Origin of the sequence: Mycobacterium sp. E3251, assembly GCF_001666835.1 — a bacterium.
Lineage (GTDB): Bacteria > Actinomycetota > Actinomycetes > Mycobacteriales > Mycobacteriaceae > Mycobacterium.
The window spans coordinates 26,566-48,968 of sequence record NZ_LZJF01000019.1 but is presented as its reverse complement, the minus strand read 5'-3'; the positions used below and the strand labels follow the sequence as shown (position 1 = coordinate 48,968).

The window sequence follows — 22,403 nt, the reverse complement described above, 5'->3', positions numbered from 1 at the left end:
CTCGGTGACCAAAAACGGATTTCCGTGCGCCTTGGCGGCCAGACTCAGCAGCGGCGCATCCACCCTCGCCCGCACCGCGTCGGAGACCATGTCGGCGATGGCGTCCGGCGTCATGGACGCCAACCGCACGAATGTGGCATTCGCGCGGTGCAGCAGTGACAAGGTCTCCTGCATCGCCGGCCCGCCGGCCCCGGTGCGGGCGGTCAAGACCCATAGCACTGGCGCATCCGGTCGCGCGGTGAGCGACCGCAGCGCCAACAGTGTGCCGTTATCGGCCCAGTGAATGTCTTCCAACACAATCACTAACGGGGTCTGCGCGGCCGCCGCCTGGATCGCGTCGGCCAGATCGTGCACCACCCAGTAGCGCAGATCGGCCGAGCCGCCGAGTTGTCGCAACGCCTCGGCGTCCCCCACCGGGGGATCGGCGTTCAGTGTGGCCATGAACAGCGAGAAAAACGGCACCGTCTGCTGATACTCGAACGCCTCCCCGAACAAGGTGCGTACCCCGGACTTGTCGGCCAGCGCCAACACCTCGGTCAATAACCGACTCTTGCCGATACCGGGCGGACCCTCGATGACCAGGGCGCCCCCGCGCCCCTGGGCCACCGCGGTAACCATCGCGCCGATCAGTTTCAGCTCGTCTGCCCGCCCCCGAATCGGCGGAGTGACCAGCCGCTGACCGCCGACATCAAAAAGGCCGGTTGAAGGCCCCATCGGGTGTCCTGCCTACCGTTTACCGGACTGCCATTGCAGTGCACGTCATTGTAGGCCTGCGTACCGTCCGCCCGATTTGCTGTCGATCAATTTGCACCGCGCCTGAGCTGCGCCAACTGGGCGCGGGAGGTGATGCCCAGTTTGGTAAATGCGTTGTGCACGTGGGTTTTCACCGTGTGGGGGGAGAGGTGCAGCTCGGTGGCGACGTCGCGGTTGGTCGCGCCCTCTGCAATCAGATTGACGACCTTGAGTTCGGAGTCGGTCAGGCTGTGCCAGCCCGTTTTTGCCCGAGTCTGGCTGACGATGCGGCGTTCCACGCCTAATCGGCGCAGCGCGCGGCCGACCCGGCGGGCATCGGCAATCGCTTCGCACTCGATGTAGGTGTCGAATGCCGCGTTCAGCTGGTCGAGCGCCTCAGCGTTGCGCTGTGCGCGAGCCAGCTCACCGCCGGCGTCCTCGGCAGCGCTTGCGTAAAGCAACGGCCGCGACGACGAACGAAGCAAATCCGCGACAGCCACCAAAGCATCGACATCACGCTCGAGGATCCCGCGGATGTGTTGAGCGACTGTGGAGAACAACCGAACCCCGGGCCGCTCGCGTTCGAGCACCTCAACAGCGTCCAAAAGACGCGCTCGCAGGCCGGCATCACCGGCGGCTGACGCTGCTCGCGCGGTCAAGGCCAGCTGATCCAAGACGGTAGGCAAGAACGGTGTCACAACTATCGAGGTATCGCCGCCGAGCCAGCGCACCGCTTCATGAACGTCGTCGCGCTGCCATGCCACTAGCCCTAGCACGCCCGCCGCCCCGCGACGTACGGCAACCGAACCGTTGGAGTACGCGTCGCGCGCATAGCTCACCGTCTCTAGCAACAACGTTCGGTCGTCGGTGCGCGCCGCCACCTCAGCCAGGATCAACATGCGCCTCGCGTCGACGAAGGTCGACCCGGTTCGCTCCGGCGCCGGCAGCCGCTCGAGGGCGGCGCGGGCATCTGACAAGCGGCCTGCAGCTACGTGCACCTGCCCCGCGGTCAGGGCCCAGATGTGAAGCCCCATGCCGTCGCGTTCCTTCCGGGATTTTTCTGTGCGGCCCGCGACAAGCGCCGAGGCATCTTCCAATCGTCCGACCACGGCAAGCAGATTTGCCAGGTGGATTGCGGCGAGGTGATGAGCGGTCGTATCGCCCGCGGGGGTCAGGGCTTGAAGTTCCTCAACGCGCTTTAGAGCGCGGCCCGCGTACCCGTTCGCGCAGTCGAGGCAGGCAAGTGCGACTCCGGACAGGATGCTCGACTCGGGATCGCCGGTGGACGTGGCGGCCGCCGCCGCCTCGTTGGCTGCCGCGCTGTCCTGTCCATGTTGGCCGTACATCGCCAGGTTGTACGCCAGCCATCCCCGATGTCGTGCCTGGGTGACTTCGCTGAGGTCGGGCAGCTGAAGTGCGCGGCGGTTCTCTTCGATGTGTCGCGTTGTCGCATCTTTGGTTACCGTCGGGAGGCGGAGGCGAATCTTGGCCTCTTCTTCGGGCGTCAGCGCGGCGGACAGGGTGGTGCTGGCCAACCGTTGCGCCTCCTCGTAGCGGGTGGCCCGATTGAGCAGCACGATCGTTTCTGTTACGAGTGGCCCGCGTTCTGGGTCTTGGGGAGGCTGAAGCTCCAACGCGCGCACGCTCAAATCCGACGCAGCGCTCGGATCGCTGTTGGCCACCGACTGTGCGGCTTTGCGCAGGGCGGCGATCGCGGCCTGATCGCCCACCTCAGCGCTGCGAGCAAGCTGGGTTGCGACCTCCTCGGGCGCCGCCCCCATATCCAGCATGATGGTTGCGGATTGCCGCTCCATCGCTCGGCGCAGCGACTGGGGCAAAGATTGCCGCGTCGCTTCGCGCAGCAGATCGTGGCGAAACCTCATCTGATCACCGTCTTCGATGAGCAGGTCGGCACGGACGGCCTCTTCTACTGCCGATACCAGGGCGGCCGGTCGGCGTTCCAGCATCGCGGCGAGCAGCCGGGCCGAGAAGTGGTCAGGCAGCACTGCGGCTACCTGCACGACTTGGCTCGCGGCGTTGGAGAGCTGGTCTAGTCGTTGCTGCATGGTGTCGCTGAGCCGTCGCGGCAACGTGTCTCCGGTTGCAACCGCGCGGCCCCCGCTGACATTGAGCCGGCCATCCTCGTCCAGTCCCCGCAGCAGCTCCGTCAGCAGGAACGGGTTGCCGTGCGCCTTATCGGCCAGACTCAGCAGCGACGCATCCGCGTTGGCGCGCACGGCGTCTTGCACAATGTCGGCGACCGCGTCCGGCGTCATGGCGGTCAACCGCAGATGTGTGGCACCCTCGCGTTCCAGCGCGGTCAGCGCCTCGCGAACGGCCGGTCCGCCCGCGCCGGTTCGCGCGGTAAGCACCCACAGCACGGGGGCATCGGGCCGCGTCGCGGCCAGCGACCGCAGCGCCAGCAGGGTGGCGTTGTCGGCCCAGTGGATGTCCTCGAGGAGGATCGCCAAGGGTGTTCGGGACGCGGTCGCATGTATGGCGGCTTGCAGATCGCGCACCACCCAGTAGCGAAGATCGGCCGATGTACCCAAGCGACGCAACGCCTCCGCATCACCGACGGGGGGATCCGCGCGCAGGGTCGCCATGAACAGTGAGAAAAACGGCACCGTCTGCTGGTACTCGAACGCCTCGCCGAATAGTGCCCGAACACCGGCCTTCTCGGTGAGCGCCAAGACCTCGGTCAACAAGCGGCTCTTGCCGATGCCCGGCGGCCCCTCGATGACCAGTACGCCCCCGCGCCCCTGAGAGACGGCCGCGATCAGCGCTCCGATCACCTTCAGCTCGCCCGCCCGCCCACGAATCGGCGGTATGCGCACCTTCCCCGAGGCCCCCGCGGTACTCACGCGAACCGCCGCCCCCCGACGTGAAGTAGGTGGGCGGAAGACCTCCCCGTTGTGTTGTCCACTGTTCTGGCCACCATTAGCGCTGGTAGCCAGTGTAGGCGTGTTTCTCCGTCCGATCTCCTGTGCATAGGCGAGATGCAGCGGACCGCGATCGGGATTGTGGGTGTCCATCGAGTGTGCCTCGAAAAGCCGCTTTGCCTCCCGGCCCGATGTCATGCTGCCACCTGGACTTCCACCGACAGGTAGCCGGCTATTTCGTGTGTTGCAGGCCAGTCACCATCGCGCACCGCTCGGCTCAGCGACTCCACTAACGGACTGCAGACGTCCAACTCGGCCAACCATGAGGCCACCGTTTCGGAGATTTGATCTGCTTGGACGCGTACGGTCCGGCCGTCGTGCAGGCGATCGGTTAGCTGATAGATAGTCATTTCTCCACGCCTTTTCGCTGGATCGTGCCGGAATGGCCGGCGCGGATCACCTGACGACCGAGCCGCCGTCGCGTTCGACGCTGTGTGCCGTTGCTGCTTCACCGTCACTCTTCCGATCCGTCCGATGTATTAGCTGATGTGATCCATGACACCGGCGCGGGCGTATACTGACCGTCTCAATCCGAGCAGGGCTGCGCGTCTCAAACTGAGACACCGATATTGGGGGCGGCTGTCCCTCTCGGTCGGGGGAGCGAGGTCCATGCGTCGATGAGCTTGCAGGGCGACGTGCAAACCGACGTTCGCCGGGTGAGGGAACGATTTTTGTGCGAGGGGTCCCTGGAGGGGGAGCCCTTGCCCCCAAGCGTCCTGGATTCCTGGCGTCGGTCGCAGACCCTGCGAGTACACCCCGACCGGGTCGAACTCCCGTATGTGCGTGAACCCAATATGGGCTCGCGGTTGGCGCGTGCGGCCGCGCCGGTTCTGCAGCGCGTTACCGATGATCTGGCTGCGCAAGCCGTGAGCGTCGTCCTGACTTCAACCGACGGGGTGGTGGTTGAACGGGCCGCCGCAGAAGTGTCCATTCTTAACGCGTTGGACAGGGTGAGCCTTGCCCCGGGTTATAGCTTGGCTGAAGAGGTGGCGGGCACCAACGGGATTGGCACTGCGCTGGAGACTGGGCGGCCCGTCTTCATCCGTGGTGGCGAGCACTACGTCGCTATGTTCAGCGGTTTCGCGTGCGCTGGGTCGCCGATTCGGGATCCGATCACGCGCAGGGTAATCGGAGCCGTCAACCTGAGTTGTCTGGCCGACGAATCCCGTCCACTGTTGCTCGCGCTGGCTACCAGCGCCGGTCGTCAAATTGAGGATCGCATGCGGGTGGTGGCGCATGAGGGTGAGACCGCACTGTTGGAGGCGTACCTGCGGCAGGCACGGCGATCTTCGAGCGGTGTGCTCGCGATTGGTGGCGATGTGGTGTTGATGAACCCTTATCTGCGCCGGGCGCTGGACGGCAACGAGCAGACCGCCCTACTCGAACACGCGTCGGACGTGCTCAGCTCCACGCTGTCGGGCACGGCGCTGGCTGTTCTGCCAAGCGGGCGGATCGCAAAAATCACTGCCGCCGACCGCTCGACGATACGCGGTGGCCGGACCAATGTCGTCTTCCACGTTGATCTTTCGTCCCAGACAAGCTCGCAGCGCCCTCAGATCGCCCGTTCGACGCGCACGCACATCCCCGGCCTGGCCGGTCACGATGGCGCCTGGCTGCGCTGCTGCCAGCAGGTGCAGCAGTGCTGCCACGACCGAGACTGGGTAATGGTCGAAGGCGAGAAAGGATCCGGTCGGGCACGGCTGGCCCAGGCGGTGGGAGAGCATGCGAAACCGGGCCGAATCGTTCGGGTGATGCGTGCGGAGGAATTTCCCAGCGCAGCGCGTTTCGTCGCCGAGCTGGCGGCTGAGTCCGGCGGTGAGGACTTCGCAGTGGTCATCGCCGACGTAGACGAGATCGACACTGACACACTCGAATCGATCATCTCGATCCTGGCCACGCGCGCAGGCCGAGGATGGATTGCGGCGACCCGCGGTGGGGCGAGTTCTTCAGCACCGATCAAACAGCTGCTGCCGCTCTTCACTCATACCGTCGCAGTGCCGGCGCTGCGACACCGGATCGACGATCTCGAGGAACTGGTGCCCGCGCTGCTGCGTGAGATCACGCGAGGAATCGATGTGGAGCTGGCACCCGATGCCATGCGCCAACTCAGCAGGCTGCCGTGGCCGGGCAACATCTCGCAGCTGCGGCGGGTGCTGACTGAAACCGTTGCCCGCCAACGATCGGGCATTATCAGCGCCGACAAATTGCCACCGGAGTGCCGCTCCGTCACGCGGCGGAAGCTAACGCAAATGGAAGCCCTCGAGCGCGACGCGATTGTCCGTAGCCTGCAAAACAACGGCGGCAACAAGCAGGAGGCTGCCCGTGCGCTGGGAATGTCGCGAGCGACGATCTACCGCAAGATAAACGACTACGGCATCGCGTAGGGTCCTACGCTGGTCGGCTCAAAGCGTTGGTCCACAAGCATCATCCCGAAGCGCCACGTCGTTGGTGATTTGTTCCCACAATTTGCATACAGGTCGCCGTCGCCGTCGGCGTTGGGCCGTTAAGCGGGACGGTGGATTTCGTTGAAGTCGGGGCTTAAGCCGTGCGGAGGATCACCCGGGTGAATCGCGGCACGGACGATGACAACTCACCCCGGCCATCGCCAGGATGTGCCCCATGGCAACAACAGTTGACGACGGTCCCGGTGTCGATCCCGGTTCCGTGCGGTGTGTTCGGCCGGAGTCATCGTTGTTTTTCGCACAGCCAGGGTCCACCGACCTACGCGTATCGCCATGAGGCAAGTCCTGCTCCGGGCCGTTGCGCTTCCTGCAGCGTGGGCGATCGGACTCCTCGTTGCGGGGTGGATCGTTCCCGGAGATTTGTTGTCGGTACCGGGGTTCATCGTCGCCGTGGTCGTGTTCTCGGTAATGCAGGCGAGCATGTCCTCATGGATCTTGAAGTTGCCCCATCCATATGCGTCGCTACTCCTTGGGGGCGCCGGCTTGGCATTGACGGTCGTCGCGTTGCTCCTCGCGTCGGTATTGACGCACGGGCTCACTGTTGACGGCATGGCATCCTGGCTAGCCACCACGGTTGTGGTGTGGCTCGTGACAACGATCGGGGCGATTACGCTGCCCGAGCTGCTCATCCGCGACGGGGCCGGCTCAATCTGAAGAAATATATCGATGTCTCGCCCGACGACGGAGGGAGCCGTGATGGGAGACACGCATGACGATCCGACGGATCACTCCAGGACCACGCAACCGCACGCGGGTATTGCGATGAAGGACAACTTCTTCTGGCCGGGGTTGATCCTGCTGCTCGTATCGACGTTCGGCCTGATCAGCACGGCGGCAGCCGCCGCATATCGACATTACGAATGGCTTTCCACCACCGTGCTAATCGCCGTCCTCGGCGCGGTCGCCGGAGCGCTGTGGCTCGTCATGGAGGATCGCCGCGTGACCCGCATCGATGCGCAGTGGGACGCCGAGCATTCAAATAGCCGGGCGCGCCCGCGCACCCGCTGAGCGCAACAACCGAGCACCCCGTCGGCAGTGACGTGCACAGACGTGCAAACCACAACGTCTGCGCAGTTATTCATGTTGCACTCCAACATATTTCGTATTTCTGTTTGTAGTGAATCGCCCGCACCCCGTTCCAGGCGCTTCTTCCGTAATTGCCGCTACCGCAATCGCAAACCGAATACTGCCTCGCTGCTCGCGATACTCGCCAAATCGCCCGGGTGAATCAATTTGTCGGGTGATGACCACTCATCCCACCTCAATGAATGCTGGCTTAAGCGAGCAACGGGTCGCGGTGGCGGCGGACAACCATGCTGCGTTAGCCATCGCGAAACCAGTCGCCACAAATTGGAGAAATCAGATGAAGCGTCGACAATTTCATCGACCGCCTGCTGGATACGCATCCGGCGCCGCGCCAACACCATGGCTGCGGCATCGAATCCGGGACGCCGCCGCGTCTGCCCGGCGTTGGGCGCATCGGAAAGGCGATGCCGCGATGGAGACCGTCCCGGCGATCGAAGATCAACTTCACGCGCTGCAGCCAATCTGTAGTGCCCAGGGGGTATCGACCGCCATTGCGTGCGGTGCGCCGGCCGTGGCGATCGCCGAGATACACGCAGTCGATGGATGTGACCAGATGGGCCTAACCCCAGACGGTGACCTCATCGAGACGCTCTGTGAAGCCTGCCTGGCTACTGTGCAATGGGCGATGGCGACATACGTCGGCGACAAACGCGAGGTCGCTTCCCGATGCGGCACACATCCGACGTGCGCCACATGCGGGCGTCCCACGGGATACCTGCGCAGTGTCTTTGCCGTCCGCTCGATCGGGCTCGATGGGTTGGCGCCATGACCCGATTGCGCATGGCCTCGCTGATGGTGGCTGTGGCGGCCGGCGATTATGCGGTTCTCATGTTGATCAATGGCCAGCTAGTCGATTTCGGCGTCGGCGTCGCCGTTTGTGCGGGATCCTCGGTTGCGGCCGGGATGATCGCCTACTTGGGTAGGCGACGCCGCAAGGCGTTGGCGCGGGGACGCGCGGCCGTCTGGGAGCACCGTGACTATCAGGCGGCGGCCGCCGGCCAAGAGTGCCCGTTATGCGGAGGCGCAAGCCAAAAGGCAAGTGAATCACCCAGCTTCGCCGACCGTCAGGGTGCGCGCTTATGCGCGGCATGCGCGTCGGCCATCAACCCAGAGCCGGCACGATGAGCGCTTGGAAGTAATTACATGAGCGCACCCGCCACCGCGTCGACTGCAGCACGCCTCGGTCTCAGAGCACAAAGGGCACGAAAAGGTCACCGGCACCCGATCCGTGCGGGCGCCACCATCGACGTCATCCAGGACGGTCCGAGCATGAACGCGCGCATCGCCTCGCTGAGCGCCCGGCTCATCGTCCGGCCCGCGCTGAATGTGGGCAGCTACCTGCCTTCGGCGCCGTGGCCATGGGGCGTCGTCGAGTTCGCCGCCCGCGCCATCACGCCGGTACCAGGCACGGTGCGCGCCGGCATCCGGCTGGCGCACTGCTCCGCTCAGCTAGTCCGTGCCGCGGGAGTACTACCGGCCGACGGCACGCGCCGCGTCGTGCTGTACCTGCACGGTGGGGCATTCCTCACCTGCGGCGCCCATTCGCACGGCAGACTGGTGAGCACGCTGTCCAGTTTCGCCGACAGCCCCGTGCTGGTGCCCAACTACCGTAAGCTACCGAAACATTCGATCAACGACGCGATCGACGACTCCTATGACGCCTACCGGTGGTTGCGCCGAAAAGGCTACGAGCCCAACCAGATCGTGCTGGCCGGCGATTCCGCCGGAGGCTATCTGGCGCTGGCGCTGGCGCAACGCCTGCTCGCATGCGATGAGCAGCCCGCTGCGCTGGTGGCCATGTCGCCGCTGCTGCAACTGACCACACAACCCAGAACGACCCACTCCAACATTGGCTCTGACGCAATGTTTCCGCCCAGAGCGTTCAGCGCCTTCCATGACTTGATCACCCGCGCCGCAGCGTCCCATGACGCCAATGGGCGTTCCGACCCGCTCTACGAGCCGCTCGATCACATCCAAGCCGGCCTGCCGCCCATGTTGATCCATGTGTCCGGTAGTGAGGTGCTGCTTCACGACGCGCAGCTGGCCGCCCAACGACTGGCCACCGCCGGGGTGCCCGTCGAAGTCCAGGTATGGCCGGGCCAGATCCACGTGTTCCAATTCACCGCGCCGATGATTCCCGAAGCCACCCGCTCATTGCGTCAAATTGGCCGCTACATCCGCGAAGCGACCGGATGACCAAGGACCTTGGGGTTCCGAAGATGGATTTCGTTTGTGCTCACCCGGGTGAATTAGCTCGCCGGGTGATGACGACTCACCCCGCGTCGGTAAACGCTGAGGCAGCAGCTGGCGAGCGGAGGATCAAGTGCAGCCGACGATGTACAGGATCTGCATTCGAGGCCGCCTGACCGAGCGGCTCGGGTCCGCTTTAGAAGGGATGAGCCTCGAGGTCGGCCCGACCGAAACCGGTTTCACTGGTGAAATCCGCGACCAGTCGCAGCTTTACGGACTCCTCGACCGGGTCCGTGATCTAGGCCTTGAGCTCGTCAGCGTACAACCGCAGCCCGCGGCTGACCAGGCGACAACGACCAACATCAGGAAGGACGTGTAATGCAAGCCATCACTGTTTCCGATCGCGACGCCGGTGTCGCTGGCCTGTCGCTGACAGATCTGCCCTACCCCCAGGCCGCCGACAACGACGTCGTCGTGCGCGTACACGCCGCGGGTTTCACACGCGGGGAGCTTGACTGGCCGCACACCTGGATCGACCGCGCAGGCCGTGACCGGACACCGAGCGTGCCCGGCCACGAGCTTTCGGGCGTCGTGGTTGAGTTGGGCTACGGAACCACCCTTTTAAGCGTGGGCCAGCGGGTGTTCGGGCTCGCCGACTGGGCCCGCAACGGCTCGCTCGCGGAGTACACCGCTGTGGAAGCCCGTAATCTTGCACCGCTGCCGATGGACGTCGACCACACTGTGGCGGCAGCGCTGCCGATCTCTGGACTGGCTGCCTGGCAGGGACTGTTCGATCACGGCCGCCTCGCCCCCGGCCAAACGGTTCTGATCCACGGCGCCGCGGGCGGGGTTGGGTCGATCGCGGTGCAGCTGGCTCGCGAGGTCGGTGCGCGCGTCATCGGTACCGGCCGGACCGCGGACCGAGACCGGGCGGAGGAGATCGGCGTCCACACGTTCGTCGACCTGGAGGCCGGAAAGCTAGAGGACGCAGGCGAAGTCGATGTGGTGTTTGACGTAATCGGCGGAGAAATCCTCGACCGATCGGCTGCTCTGGTGCGGGCTGGCGGAACGCTCGTCACCGTCGCGGAGCCGCCAAAGAACCAGCCGCGCGACGGGCGGGCAGTCTTCTTCCTTGTCGAAGCCGATCGCGCTCAGCTCGCCGAGCTCGTCACGCGAGTTCGGGATGGGCGCATCAAGCCGGTCGTTGGTGCCGTATTGCCACTCGCCGATGCTGCCGCCGCATTCGCTCCCGGCAAGCGCATCCCTGGCAAGACGATCCTGCGCGTAACCGAAGACTAAAAAGGAATGCTCGGGTGATCCGACCGCATGTACGCGTGCGCGGGGCATCCCAAATCGTGCGATCACGTCAGCTAGTCGTCAAGACATCCGAATGGGAAGGCAGCCAAAAAATGGCCTTAAAAATGCCACTCGCCGCACTGGCCATCGCGGTGATGCTCGCGCCTGCGGCCCATGGCGATCCACCTCCGCAGACTTCCAGTCAAAAGCCTCTTGTCCGAACTGTTTTCAATCAGCCCAGCAATATCCCGGGCAAATCAGTCGAAGCAGTTTCCGTCAGCTATGCCCCGGGAGCCAAAAGCGCACCTCACCACCACGCAAAATCGGCGTTCATCATGGCCTACGTGATCTCCGGGGCGATCCGCAGCCAAGTCGAAGGTGAGCCCGCACGCGTCTATCACGCTGGAGAGACCTGGAGTGAAACCCCCGGCGCACACCACACGATCAGTGAGAATGCCAGCGCCACCGAACCCGCTGAACTACTCGCAGTCTTCCTGCTCGATACCGGAGACGGCCCGCTCACCACGGACGACACCGCCGGCGACCAGCCGCCGCGTTAGCGACGCGACATGTTCGACCATTCGGCCCAAACAATTTGAAGACCCTGTCTACGTTTGTAATACGACTCAGCGGGAGAACCCCATGAACACACCAGGCGCAATCCAGGCTGTCCGGACAGCACTACGCCTCTCGCTTGCCGCGGCCTTTCTGTCCGCTGTCGCCGACCGATTCGGCTGGTGGAAGCTGTTGGGGCAGGGTAGTTGGGGGAGCATGAGCGCGTTCGCTGACTATGCCCACCAGCTTGTTCCGTTTGCTTCGGGATGGTCATTGACCGTCATTGTATGGGCGGCCACCGCTGCCGAAGCGACACTGGGAATCCTGCTCCTCGCTGGCTGGCGGCCAAAGCTCGTCGGCGTGGCGACTTGCTTGTTACTCATAGTATTTGGAGCCGCGATGGCCGTATCCCTTGGTATCGAGTCGCCGCTTAGCTACAGCGTGTTCTCCGCAGCAAGCGCAGCCGCAGCCTACGCGACACTTGGCGCAACAGTGTCGTCGACACCACAACCCCTGGCGCCGTATCGAATTCGCACGCTCGAATCGTGCCGACTGGTGGCGCAGCCGCGCCCAACGTCGCCGATCATTGGAAGTGACGGTAGATGAAAGCTGGTAAAGACTTTGACGTGATCGTCGTGGGCGGCGGGGTAGGCGGTCTGGCCGCCGTTCGAAAGCTTGCGTCCGCAGGCTTCGCGGTAGCGCTCGTCGAGGATCGTTTGATCGCTGGGGAGTGTCACTACTGGGGCTGCAACCCGAGCAAAACACTGCTTCGCCCCATCGAGGTGTTCAATCTCGCGAAGTCGGTCCCTGGTGTGCGAGAGGCTGTTTCGGACGACGGACTGAACGTTGCGGCCATCTTCGCAAAACGCGACGCGATCATCGAGCACCTCTCGGACCAAGACCGAACGGCATCTCTGCGGCAAGCGGGTGTAGCAGTGTTTCATGGGTCCGGCCGGTTGAGCGGCGAGCGAACGGTGCGGGTGGCATGCGCCGATAACACCCAAGCCGTTTTGGAGGCACGCCACGCGGTCGTTGTGGCCACCGGCACTCGTCCTAACGTGCCGGAGATACCAGGGTTGGCGCAAGCACGCCCGTGGACTAATCGGGACTTAACCACCATGACACAGGTGCCGCCTCGCGTGCTCCTGGTGGGTGGCGGCGTGGTCGGTGTCGAGTTCGCCACCATCCTGGCCGGTTTGGGCTCCGCGGTAACGCTTCTGGTACGTGGGAAGACCCTACTTCCCGACTGCGAGCCCGAAGCCCGCGAGCTGGTCGCGCGGTCCCTGCGAAGCAAAGGCGTCACGATTCACTTTGAGGCAGAGTTGTCGGCAGTAGCCCGCCCCGCGGCGGGCGGCCCCGTCACCGCGACTTTCCACCGCCAGACCATCGAGGTGGATGAGATCGTCCTAGCCGCCGGGCGGCGCACCAACACCGACAACATCGGACTGGAAACCCTTGGCCTGCCGGGCGGCGGGTGCGTTGCTGTGAACGACCATCTTCAGGCGGTCGGCGTCGCAGGCGACTGGCTCTACGCCCTGGGAGACACCACTGGGCGCGCTCGGCTGTCGCATATCTCCACCTATCACGGCCATCTCGTGGCCGACATCATCGCGGCCCGGGCCGCGGGCCGAGAACTCGGGGGCAATGAGTTGGCTGCCCGTGATGCCGGCAGTCTTGCGCAGGTTATCTTCACTGAGCCTCAGGTCGTCAGAGCGGGACTCACCGAAAGTCAAGCCCAGGCAGAAGGGTTCGTGGTACGGACGCGAACCGCCCACTACCCCGGCACATTGTCATTCCTGGCCCTTTTCCGGGATGGCTTCCAAGGATGGGCGAAGTTGGTGATCAACGCCGAGACCAACACACTGCTCGGGGCGACATTTGTCGGTCCGGAGTTCTCCGAACTGGTGCAAGCAGCCACCCTGGCTATCGTCGCGAAGGTCCCGGTCTGTCTCCTGCGCCATGCTGTCGCGCCACATCCGACGGTTAATCAGGTTTGGGATCTGCTACTTGCCCAAGAGTCCGAACTTTCCCCGCTAACGGAAAACGTGGGGCAGAAAGTAGAGACGAGCACCCAAGTGAATCTTCTTAGTTGTCAGGCCCGTTAGTCCTAGACCCTGGAGGGGAACCACAATGACCTACGACTCTCCGGTCGTCTCGCTGTGACGATGCTTGTCGCGGGCGTTCGCACGTTCGGCCGCAAAGTGGAGACGTTCGAAGTTGACGACCCGCGACCGCTGGCGGCCGACGAGGTCCTCATCGCTGTCCGCGGCGCCGGGGTTGGCAACTGGGACAGCATCATTCAAGACGGCGGTTGGGACGTTGGCATGAGGCCGCCACTGGCGCTCGGCGTCGAGGCTGCCGGGGTTGTCAAGGCCGTTGGTGCTGACCCGGGCGGATTCCGTGCGGGCGATGCGGTGCTGTGCCATCCGGTGCCGCTGCGCGGTCAAGGCACGTGGGCGCCGTTGGTGATCGCACCCGTCGGAGCGCTCGCCCACAAACCGCCCGGGGTTTCGTGGGAGACCGCGGCGATCTTTCCGGTCCCGGCGTTGACCGCCGAGCAGGTGGTGGGCGAGGCGTTGGCCCTGCAGAGTGGAGAATCGTTGCTCGTCAATGGCGCGGGTGGACTCACCGGCGGGCTCATTGTTCAGCTGGCCGCTCTGCGCGGCGCCGATGTGCTGGCCACCGCCGGCCCCCGCAGCGCAGAGCGAGTCCGCGGGTATGGCGCCCGCGAAGTGATCGACTACCGCGATCCGATGTGGCCACAACACGCAAGGCCATTGGCGAAAGGCTCCATCGACGCCGTCGCCAACGCGGCACCCGGGGGTGCTGCTGCGGCGATGTCCGCGCTTGCCGACGGTGGCCGGCTGGCCACCATCACCCCCGACCCGCCCGCACCCACCCGCGGCATCAGCGTCACCGCGGTGTACGTCCGTTCCGATGGCGCTCAACTCGACCGCCTGACCGCGTTACTCGACTCCGGCCGGTTGAGCATGCCAACTCCGCGTTCCTGCGGCCTGGGTCAGGCCGCCTCGGCCCTCGCGCAAGTCGTCGCAGGCCGGGCGCCCAACGGGGTGGTCATCACGACAAACATCTAACGAATTTGCCCTCACACGCCGAATAACACCTCAGATCACCAAGGAGTCTCGAAGATGACCACCATTACCCGGATCCGCACCGGTGTAGCCGATCACATCGGCAAGTACGCGGACGCCCTCGTCGTATCCGATGGCGGCACACAAGTTTTCGTCTCCGGAACGCCCGGGGTGCGCGAAGACGGCACCCTGCCCGAGGACTTCATCGACGAAGCCCGGCAGTGCTGGGCCAATGTCGAAAAGGCGCTCGCCAAGGCCGGCGCCAAGCTCACCGACATTGTCTACATGCGCCAATGGGTCACCAGCCGCGACAACGCGTCCGCCTACCTGGCGGTGAGCAAAGAGATCATCCGGCACGAACCCGCCGCCATGTTCAGCATCATCGACGGGCTGGTATGGCCCAACATCCGCGTGGAAGTCGAAGTTATCGCCTTCCTGCCGGCATGAGCGGCTACCCCGTAGTCGGACTGTCCACCGATGCGTTGCTGACCACGACCCGCTCGGTGCGCAGACGTCTCGATTTGACCAAACCCGTTCCCATCGGCTTGATCCTGAAATCCCTGGAGATCCCGGTGCAGGCACCGACGTTTCCTCCACGCCAAACGGCTTCCGCTCGAGAACGCCGTGCATTTCGACCGGTGCTGAGCGGACCAATGACTAGCGCACGCAAAGGGTCATGCGCCCCGTTATTGCCACTCGCCGAACGGCCCCGGCGGTGACGTTGCGTGACGCGGCACCGACCAGCCGCGCGATGGTGGTCGCGGTGATGGTGTCAATGGTCGCGTTCCTCGACTCCACCGTGATCAACCTGGCTTTGCCGGCCATTGAGCACGACCTCGGCGGCGGGTTGACGTTGCAGCAATGGATCATCGATGGCTACCTGTTGGCAATGGCGGCCGCGATTCTTCCCGGCGGATCGATTTCGGATCTGTTCGGACGCGTTCCGGTGATGAGGTTCGGGCTGCTGGCGTTCGGGGCGGGCTCTGTCCTGGCAGCGGCTGGCACATCACCGGCGATGCTGGTCGCCGCGCGCCTCATCCAGGGCCTGGGTGCGGCTTTCCTCGTGCCGGGCTCGCTGGCGTTGATCAACACGGTGTTCGACAAAGCACACCAGTCCGCGGCGATCGGCGTCTGGACCGCGTGGACGGCAACCGCCTTCGCGTTGGGCCCCCTGCTGGGCGGAATGTGCGTCGATTTCTTTGGCTGGCGCTGGATTTTCGTGTTGTCGGCGATCCCCATGGGGGTCGGGTATGCGCTGACCTTCTGGCTGTGCCCGATGTCGGGACGCGTCAGAGGCGCCCGGGTAGATACCGCCGGGGTGGGCCTATCGGCGGTAGGGTTGGGCGCCACCGTGTACGCGTTGATCGAATCGCAACGCGACGGCTGGACCGACCCGATGGTCATCACACCCTTGGTGATCGGGATTACCGCACTGGCCGGCTTCGTGGGCTGGCAGCACCGCGCCAGGTGCCCGATGCTTCCGTTGCCGCTGTTCACCTTTCGCAACTTCGCTGCCGCCAACCTAGTCACCGCGTTCGTCTACGGCGCGTTGACGCTGGGATCGCTCGCCATCGTCCTCTACGCCCAAGAAATCGGCCGCTACTCAGCCACCGCCGCCGGACTGGCAACCCTGCCGATCCCGGTGTTGTCGTTCGTGTTCGCCCGTCATGTCGGCCGCATTGCCGCGCGGGTGGGAGCACGGCCGTTCCTGATTGCCGGCCCCGCCTTGGCGGGGCTCGGGCTGCTGCTGATCCGCCCGAAACCCAATGGATTCCATGCGATTACCGATCTGGTCCCTGGGATGACCGTGCTGGCCCTCGGGCTGGTCGCGACGATCACGCCGTTGACGTCGGTGATGCTGGCCTCGGTGCCGACCGAGCACAGCGGCCTGGCATCGGCGATCAACAACGGCGTCTCGCGGCTCGCCGCACTGATGTCGATCGGGTCCATGGGCCTGATCAGCGCTGGGACGGCGAGCGCCACCGGATTCGGCCACGTGTTAGAGGTGAGCGCAACACTATTCGCCCTGGGCGCGTTGTGCTCCGCGCTGTTGATAACCAACCCTGCCGGATGCCGACCCGTGCCCTGCGACATCGCGGCGTTGTGCCGTGACCGGCCCGGCGTGCAGCCCGCCCTGGCTAGTAGCCCCTCGGCCGCGACCGAATCATCCTCGCCGCAGTAATCGTTCACCGATCGACGCAATCCACGCTTCGGTTCACGTCGGCGCGCTACTCACCCGGGTGAATCGGTGGTTGGGTGATGACAACTCACCCCGCCTCGCTTCATGCTCGGTACGAGCAGAACCGGGCGGGCCCATTTAGCGATAACTCGTTGGCTCCGAAGCCCTTTCTGGCCAAGCGATATCGGCGTGGCGGTGATCCGTCAAAGTTGACTCTGAAAGGTTCACTATGAAGATCGTAGTCATTGGCGGGCGTGGCCTCATCGGCTCAAAAGTGGCGTCCACGCTCAGCGCGCAGGGGCACGACGTGATCCCAGCCTCGCGCCGATCGGGTGTTGACTCACTGACCGGCGAAGGCCTAGCCAACGCCGTCACCGGTGCCGATGTCGTGGTCGACGTCGCCGATTCACCACTGTTCGACGATGAACCCGTGATGCATTTCTTCACGACCACGACCACGAATCTTCTGTCTGCTGAACGAGAAGCGGGAGTCGAACACCATGTCGCGTTGTCCGTGGTGGGCGCACAGGTCATGCCGGATAGCGGCTACAACACCGCGAAAGCAGCTCAGGAAAACCTGATCAAGGCTTCGGGACGGCCCTATTCGATCGTGCGAGCGACGCCGTTCTACGAATTCGCCCTTGGCTTGGCCGATTCCGCGACGGACGGAGACGTTGTCAGGTTGCCACACGCGTTGTTTCGGCCTATCGCCGCCGACGATGTCGCCACGGCCGTAGCCCACGCGGCTGTCAGACGCCCTGTCAACGGAGTAACGGAGATCGCCGGACCCGAAGAAATGGGGATGGACGACTTTGTCCGCAGGGCCCTCGCAGCCACTGGTGATCAACGTCGGGTCGTGACTGACGCCCGGGCGCCATACTTTGGTGCGGTGATCGACGATCACACCCTGGCTCCGGACGAGAACGCCACCATCTTCACTACTCGATACTCCGAGTGGATCGACGCACGCTCCAGTCACAGCACTTAGGCAAATGGTTCCACTCGCAGTAGCTTCGTGAGCTGACCGCCAAACGGTGATCGCGTATTCGATGACCGGCGTCGTGCCGCGTGAGGAAACCGCCGTCGCGGCTACCTGCGGGCGGAACGCGTCATCGGTGAGCGGCTGCTCAACGCCTGACCCGTGAGCCTTTGGTAAACGGCTCGTCACATGCGAGGCTGCTGGCATGGTCATCGAGATCGCCCGCCCCAAGCTCGAAGGAAATGTCGCCGTCGGCGAGGACCGCCAGATCGGCTTCGCCGAGTTCGGCGACCCGCAGGGGCGCGCGATGTTCTGGTTGCACGGCACCCCCGGCGCCCGCCGGCAGATCCCGGTGGAGGCCCGGGTCTACGCCGAGCAACACAACATCCGCCTGATCGGCCTGGACCGGCCCGGCATCGGTTCGTCGACGCCTCATCGCTACGAGAACATCCGGGCATTCGCCGACGACTTGCGGACGATCGCGGACACGCTCGGCATCAACGACATGGCCGTCATCGGCCTGTCCGGGGGCGGCCCGTACGCCCTCGCGTCGGCCGCGGTGCTGCACGAAAGGGTCGTGGCGGCCGGCGTGCTCGGCGGCGTCGCGCCCTTCCTCGGCGACGAGGGGATCACCAGCGGCCTGATGAACCTGGGTAAGCGAGTGGCGCCGCTGCTGCGGCTGGGCGGTGACCCGCTGCGGATCGGCGCGAGCCTGGTGGTCCGGGCGATCCGGCCGGTCGCCAATCCTGCGCTGTATCTGTATGCCGCGATATCGCCCGAAGGCGACCGGCGCCTGCTCACCCGGCCCGAGTTCGGGGCGATGTTCCTCGACGACCTGCTCAACGGCAGCCGCAAGCAACTGGCGGCCCCGTTCAACGACGTCATCCTGTTCACCCAGGACTGGGGGTTCCGGCTCGACGAGGTCAAGGTCCCGGTGCGCTGGTGGCACGGCGACAGCGACCACATCGTCCCGTTCGCCCACGGCGAGCACGTCGTGTCGTTGCTGCCCGACGCCGAACTGTTCGTGCTGCACGGCGAGAGTCACCTCGGTGGGCTCGGGCGCGGCGAGGAGATCCTGTCCACCCTGATGAAGATCTGGGACGAGCGGGACTGACCCGGTGGCCGCCGGGTAGCCTGCTCACGTGCTGCTGGCGTCCCTGAATCCCGCGGCGGTCACCGCCACCGACATCCCCGACGCCGTACGCATCGACGGCACCACGCTGAGTCGCAGCGACCTGGTCGGCGCCGCCACATCGGTGGCCGAGCGGGTCGCCGGCGCGAACCGGGTCGCGATCCTGGCCACGCCCACCGCGGCGACGGTGCTCGCGGTGACCGGGTGCCTGATCGCCGGCGTGCCCTTCGTCCCGGTGCCCGCCGACGTGGGTGCGGCCGAACGCCGGCACATGCTCACCGATTCGGGAGTGCAGGCCTGGCTGGGCCCAGTCCCGGACGAACTGGAGGGGCTGCCGCACATCCCGGTGCGGTTACACGCCCGGTCGTGGCACCGCTACGCCGAGCCGTCGCCCAACGCCACCGCGATGGTCATCTACACCTCGGGCACCACCGGCCTGCCCAAAGGTGTGGTGCTGAGCCGCCGCGCGATCGCGGCCGACCTCGACGCCCTTGCGGAGGCTTGGCAGTGGACACCCGACGACGTATTGGTGCACGGGCTCCCGCTGTTCCACGTGCACGGGCTGGTGCTCGGACTGCTCGGGTCGCTGCGGGTGGGAAATCGCTTCGTGCACACCGGAAAACCGACACCCGCGGGCTACGCCCAGGCCGGGGGCACGCTGTACTTCGGAGTCCCCACGGTGTGGTCGCGGGTGGTCGCCGACGAGGCCGCCGCCCGGGCGCTGCGCCCGGCGCGGCTGCTGGTCTCCGGGAGCGCGCCGCTGCCGGTGCCGGTGTTCCAGGGGCTGGCCCGGCTCACCGGGCACCAGCCCATCGAACGGTACGGCGCGTCTGAATCGCTGATCACGTTGTCGACCCGCGCGGACGGCGAGCGACGCGCCGGATGGGTGGGCCTACCGCTCACCGGCGTGCAAACCAGGCTGCTCGACGACACCGGTGGCGAGGTGCCGCACGACGGGGAAACCGTTGGCAAGCTTGAGGTTCGAGGTCCGATGATGTTCGACGGTTACCTGAACCGTCCCGAGGCCACCGCCGAGGCGTTCGACGCCGACGGCTGGTATCGCACCGGCGATGTCGCGGTCATCGACGGTGGGGGCATGCACCGCATCGTGGGTCGCGAGTCGGTCGACCTGATCAAGTCCGGCGGTTACCGGATCGGCGCCGGCGAAATCGAGACGGCGCTGCTCGGGCATCCCGGGGTGCGGGAGGCGGCGGTCGTCGGGATGCCGGACCAGGACCTGGGCCAGCGCATCGTCGCGTTCATCGTCGGCGCGGCCGACCTGAACGCCGACGACCTGATCAACCACGTCGCCCAGGAACTTTCGGTGCACAAACGACCTCGCGAGGTGCGCCTCGTCGACACGCTGCCCCGCAACGCGATGGGCAAGGTGCTCAAGAAACAGCTGCTGTCCGACGGCTGACACGCAGGAAATTGCCAGCTTCGGCGAAGAGCGCGACCGCCAAGCTTCACCTACCGTCGTAACCGTGAATCGGCCTGCCACTCCCATGCGGCGGATAGCGGCGGCCTGTCTCGTGGGCTCGGCCATCGAGTTCTACGACTTCCTGATCTACGGGACCGCGGCCGCCTTGGTGTTTCCCACCGTGTTCTTCCCGCGCCTGGGCCCGACGCTGGCCACCATCGCCTCCATGGCGACGTTCGCGACGGCGTTCCTGTCTCGCCCGTTGGGCGCGGCCGTCTTCGGATACTTCGGGGACCGGCTGGGCCGCAAGAAGACGCTGGTCGCCACATTACTGATCATGGGCGCGTCGACCGTGGGTGTGGGCATGGTTCCCAGCACGACGTCGATCGGCATCGCGGCGCCGTTGATTCTGATCGTTCTGCGGTTGCTGCAAGGTTTCGCGGTGGGCGGCGAATGGGCCGGGTCGGTTTTGCTCAGCGCCGAGTACGCGCCATCCGGCAAACGCGGCTGGTACGGCATGTTCACCCTGCTGGGCGGTGGCACTGCCGGAATCCTGGCCAGCCTGACCTTTCTCGCCGTCAACCTCACCATGGGTGAGAAGAGCACCGCGTTCATGGCATGGGGGTGGCGGGTGCCCTTCCTGATCAGCAGCGCGCTGATCGGTATCGCCCTCTATGTGAGGCTGAACATCGACGAGACCCCGCTGTTCGTGGAGGAGAAGGCCCGCGACGAGCTGCCCAAGGCTCCGCTGGCGGAGCTGTTGCGGTTCCAGCGGCGCGAGATCGTGCTCGTCGCGGGCGCCTTCCTGGGCGGGATGGGCTTCGTCTACCTGGGCAACACCTTCCTGGTCATGTACGCCCACAACCATCTCGGCTATTCGCGGAGCTTCATCTGGGGCATCGGCGCACTGGGCGGGCTGACCAGCATGGCGTGCGTGGCGTTCTCGGCGTGGATCTCCGATCGGGTCGGCCGCCGCCGGGTGATGCTATGCGGGCTCGCGGCATGCCTGCCGTGGGCGTTCGCGGTCATCCCGCTGCTGGACACCCGCAAGCCGGTGTTGTACGCCGTTGCCGTCCTCGGCATGTTTGGGGCCGCGGCGGTGGCCAACGGGCCCACGGCGGCGTTTGTTCCCGAACTGTTCGCCACCCGCTACCGCTACAGCGGAGCGGCGGTGGCGATGAACCTCGCCGGGATTCTCGGAGCCGCCGTGCCGCCGCTGGTCGCCGGCACGCTCCTGGCCACCTACGGCAGCTGGGCGATCGGGCTCATGATGGCCACCCTGGTCATGGCCAGTTTCGTGTCCGTGTATCTGCTGCCGGAAACCATGGGAACGGCGCTGCGCGCCGCCCCGGCCGCCGAGAAAGTCGCCGCCGACGTATAGCTAGTTGGCGTGCAGGTCCTCGTTCAGGGCGATGCCCTGACCGCCGCGGGGCACCACTTCGACGGCGCCGCTGACCGAATTGCGGCGGAAGAGCAGGTTATTGCCGCCGGACAGCTCCAGGGCCTTGAGCACCTGGCCGTCGGGCGTGGCGACCTTGGTGCCCGCGGTCACGTACAGGCCGGCTTCGACGACGCAGTCGTCGCCCAGCGAGATGCCCAGCCCCGCGTTGGCGCCGAGCAGGCACCGTTTGCCGATCGAAATGACTTCGGTGCCGCCCCCGGACAGGGTGCCCATGATGGAGGCGCCGCCGCCGACATCCGATCCGTCACCCACCACCACACCGGCCGAGATGCGGCCCTCGACCATCGACGCGCCCAGCGTGCCGGCGTTGTAGTTGACGAAGCCCTCGTGCATCACCGTCGTGCCCGGCGCCAGGTGGGCGCCCAGCCGCACCCGGTCGGCGTCGGCGATGCGGACCCCGGTCGGCACGACGTAATCGGCCATCCGCGGGAACTTGTCGATGCCGTAGACGGTCACCGGTCCGTGCCGGCGCAGCCGCGCCCGGACCGCCTCGAACCCGTCGATCGCGCACGGTCCGCGGTTAGTCCACACGACATTGGTCAATACCCCGAACAGGCCGCCGGCGTTCAGCCCGTGCGGCGCCACCAACCGATGCGACAGCAGATGCAGTCGCAGGTAGGCGTCGTAGGCGTCGGCGGCCACGTCGTCGAGCGACCCGATGACCGTCCGCACGGCGATGCTCTCGGTGCCGCGGTCGTCGTCGCGGCCGACCAGCGCGACCAGCTCCGGGGGGATGTCCGACAAGGCGAGCCGCGACGTGCCGCCGGTGCCCGACTCGGTCAGTTCCGGTGCGGGAAACCACGTGTCGAGGATCGATCCGTCGGCGGCCAGCGTCGCCAGCCCGATGCCTACAGCTCCAGTCACGGCGGTCAGGTT

20 protein-coding genes are annotated in these 22,403 nt (G+C 65.6%); 16 read left to right on the top strand and 4 right to left on the bottom strand.

What is annotated here, in order from left to right:
* The 3 genes from A5697_RS02960 to A5697_RS26885 all read right to left on the bottom strand — a co-directional run.
* Positions 1-714 (bottom strand): AAA family ATPase (locus tag A5697_RS02960; protein WP_156673111.1); only part of this gene is annotated, 714 nt, incomplete at its 3' end.
* 86 nt (positions 715-800) lie between these two features.
* Positions 801-3,596, bottom strand: a complete 2,796-nt coding sequence (locus A5697_RS02955; RefSeq protein WP_068007887.1) for a LuxR family transcriptional regulator — start codon at positions 3,594-3,596, stop codon at positions 801-803.
* A 212-nt stretch (positions 3,597-3,808) separates the two neighbouring features.
* On the bottom strand, positions 3,809-4,024 hold the full coding sequence (locus A5697_RS26885) for a hypothetical protein (protein WP_082953214.1): 216 nt from the start codon (positions 4,022-4,024) through the stop codon (positions 3,809-3,811).
* Between the two features lie 429 nt (positions 4,025-4,453).
* On the opposite strand from A5697_RS26885, the gene A5697_RS02950 reads away from it, so the two are divergent.
* The 16 genes from A5697_RS02950 to A5697_RS02870 all read left to right on the top strand — a co-directional run bounded on the left by A5697_RS02950 (position 4,454) and on the right by A5697_RS02870 (position 21,446).
* Entirely contained in the window at positions 4,454-6,058 is a 1,605-nt protein-coding gene (locus A5697_RS02950; RefSeq protein WP_304442470.1) for a sigma-54-dependent Fis family transcriptional regulator, read from the top strand.
* 351 nt (positions 6,059-6,409) lie between these two features.
* A complete protein-coding gene (locus A5697_RS02945) occupies positions 6,410-6,790 on the top strand; it encodes a phage holin family protein (RefSeq protein WP_068007884.1) in 381 nt (126 codons plus the stop codon).
* 42 nt (positions 6,791-6,832) lie between these two features.
* Positions 6,833-7,144 carry a protein UsfY gene (usfY, locus tag A5697_RS02940; RefSeq protein ID WP_197500895.1) on the top strand — a complete coding sequence of 104 codons (312 nt, stop codon included), beginning with the start codon at positions 6,833-6,835 and terminating at the stop codon, positions 7,142-7,144.
* Between the two features lie 1,221 nt (positions 7,145-8,365).
* Positions 8,366-9,418 (top strand): alpha/beta hydrolase fold domain-containing protein, encoded by a 1,053-nt coding sequence (locus A5697_RS02925; protein ID WP_068007879.1) that lies wholly within the window; start codon positions 8,366-8,368, stop codon positions 9,416-9,418.
* Between the two features lie 127 nt (positions 9,419-9,545).
* The gene (locus tag A5697_RS02920) at positions 9,546-9,791 is read left to right on the top strand and encodes a hypothetical protein (RefSeq protein WP_082953213.1); all 246 of its coding nucleotides are present in this window, start codon (positions 9,546-9,548) and stop codon (positions 9,789-9,791) included.
* On the top strand, positions 9,791-10,711 hold the full coding sequence (locus tag A5697_RS02915; RefSeq protein WP_068007877.1) for an NADP-dependent oxidoreductase: 921 nt from the start codon (positions 9,791-9,793) through the stop codon (positions 10,709-10,711). Before A5697_RS02920 ends, A5697_RS02915 begins: the two co-directional genes overlap by 1 nt.
* A 110-nt stretch (positions 10,712-10,821) precedes the next feature.
* On the top strand, positions 10,822-11,268 hold the full coding sequence (locus A5697_RS02910; protein WP_068007875.1) for a cupin domain-containing protein: 447 nt from the start codon (positions 10,822-10,824) through the stop codon (positions 11,266-11,268).
* A gap of 82 nt (positions 11,269-11,350) precedes the next feature.
* A complete protein-coding gene (locus A5697_RS28250; RefSeq protein ID WP_231971961.1) occupies positions 11,351-11,869 on the top strand; it encodes a hypothetical protein in 519 nt (172 codons plus the stop codon).
* On the top strand, positions 11,866-13,368 hold the full coding sequence (locus A5697_RS02905) for an NAD(P)/FAD-dependent oxidoreductase (RefSeq protein ID WP_068007872.1): 1,503 nt from the start codon (positions 11,866-11,868) through the stop codon (positions 13,366-13,368). Before A5697_RS28250 ends, A5697_RS02905 begins: the two co-directional genes overlap by 4 nt.
* Positions 13,369-13,428: 60 nt before the next feature.
* Positions 13,429-14,358 (top strand): NADP-dependent oxidoreductase, encoded by a 930-nt coding sequence (locus A5697_RS02900; RefSeq protein WP_231971963.1) that lies wholly within the window; start codon positions 13,429-13,431, stop codon positions 14,356-14,358.
* Positions 14,359-14,412: 54 nt separating this feature from the next.
* Positions 14,413-14,802: a RidA family protein gene (locus A5697_RS02895; RefSeq protein WP_068007867.1), complete on the top strand. Its 390-nt coding sequence runs from the start codon at positions 14,413-14,415 to the stop codon at positions 14,800-14,802.
* Between the two features lie 268 nt (positions 14,803-15,070).
* A complete protein-coding gene (locus A5697_RS02890; protein ID WP_231971960.1) occupies positions 15,071-16,537 on the top strand; it encodes an MFS transporter in 1,467 nt (488 codons plus the stop codon).
* A 226-nt stretch (positions 16,538-16,763) separates the two neighbouring features.
* Positions 16,764-17,522 (top strand): SDR family oxidoreductase, encoded by a 759-nt coding sequence (locus A5697_RS02885; RefSeq protein ID WP_068007861.1) that lies wholly within the window; start codon positions 16,764-16,766, stop codon positions 17,520-17,522.
* Positions 17,523-17,718: 196 nt separating this feature from the next.
* Positions 17,719-18,627 (top strand): alpha/beta fold hydrolase, encoded by a 909-nt coding sequence (locus tag A5697_RS02880; protein WP_068007858.1) that lies wholly within the window; start codon positions 17,719-17,721, stop codon positions 18,625-18,627.
* A 28-nt stretch (positions 18,628-18,655) separates the two neighbouring features.
* Entirely contained in the window at positions 18,656-20,065 is a 1,410-nt protein-coding gene (locus A5697_RS02875) for an acyl-CoA synthetase (protein WP_068007856.1), read from the top strand.
* An 85-nt stretch (positions 20,066-20,150) separates the two neighbouring features.
* A complete protein-coding gene (locus A5697_RS02870; RefSeq protein WP_068007853.1) occupies positions 20,151-21,446 on the top strand; it encodes an MFS transporter in 1,296 nt (431 codons plus the stop codon).
* Here A5697_RS02870 and dapD read toward each other — a convergent pair whose 3' ends face one another.
* Positions 21,447-22,400 carry a 2,3,4,5-tetrahydropyridine-2,6-dicarboxylate N-succinyltransferase gene (gene dapD / locus A5697_RS02865; RefSeq protein WP_156673112.1) on the bottom strand — a complete coding sequence of 318 codons (954 nt, stop codon included), beginning with the start codon at positions 22,398-22,400 and terminating at the stop codon, positions 21,447-21,449.
* Positions 22,401-22,403: the final 3 nt, after the last annotated feature.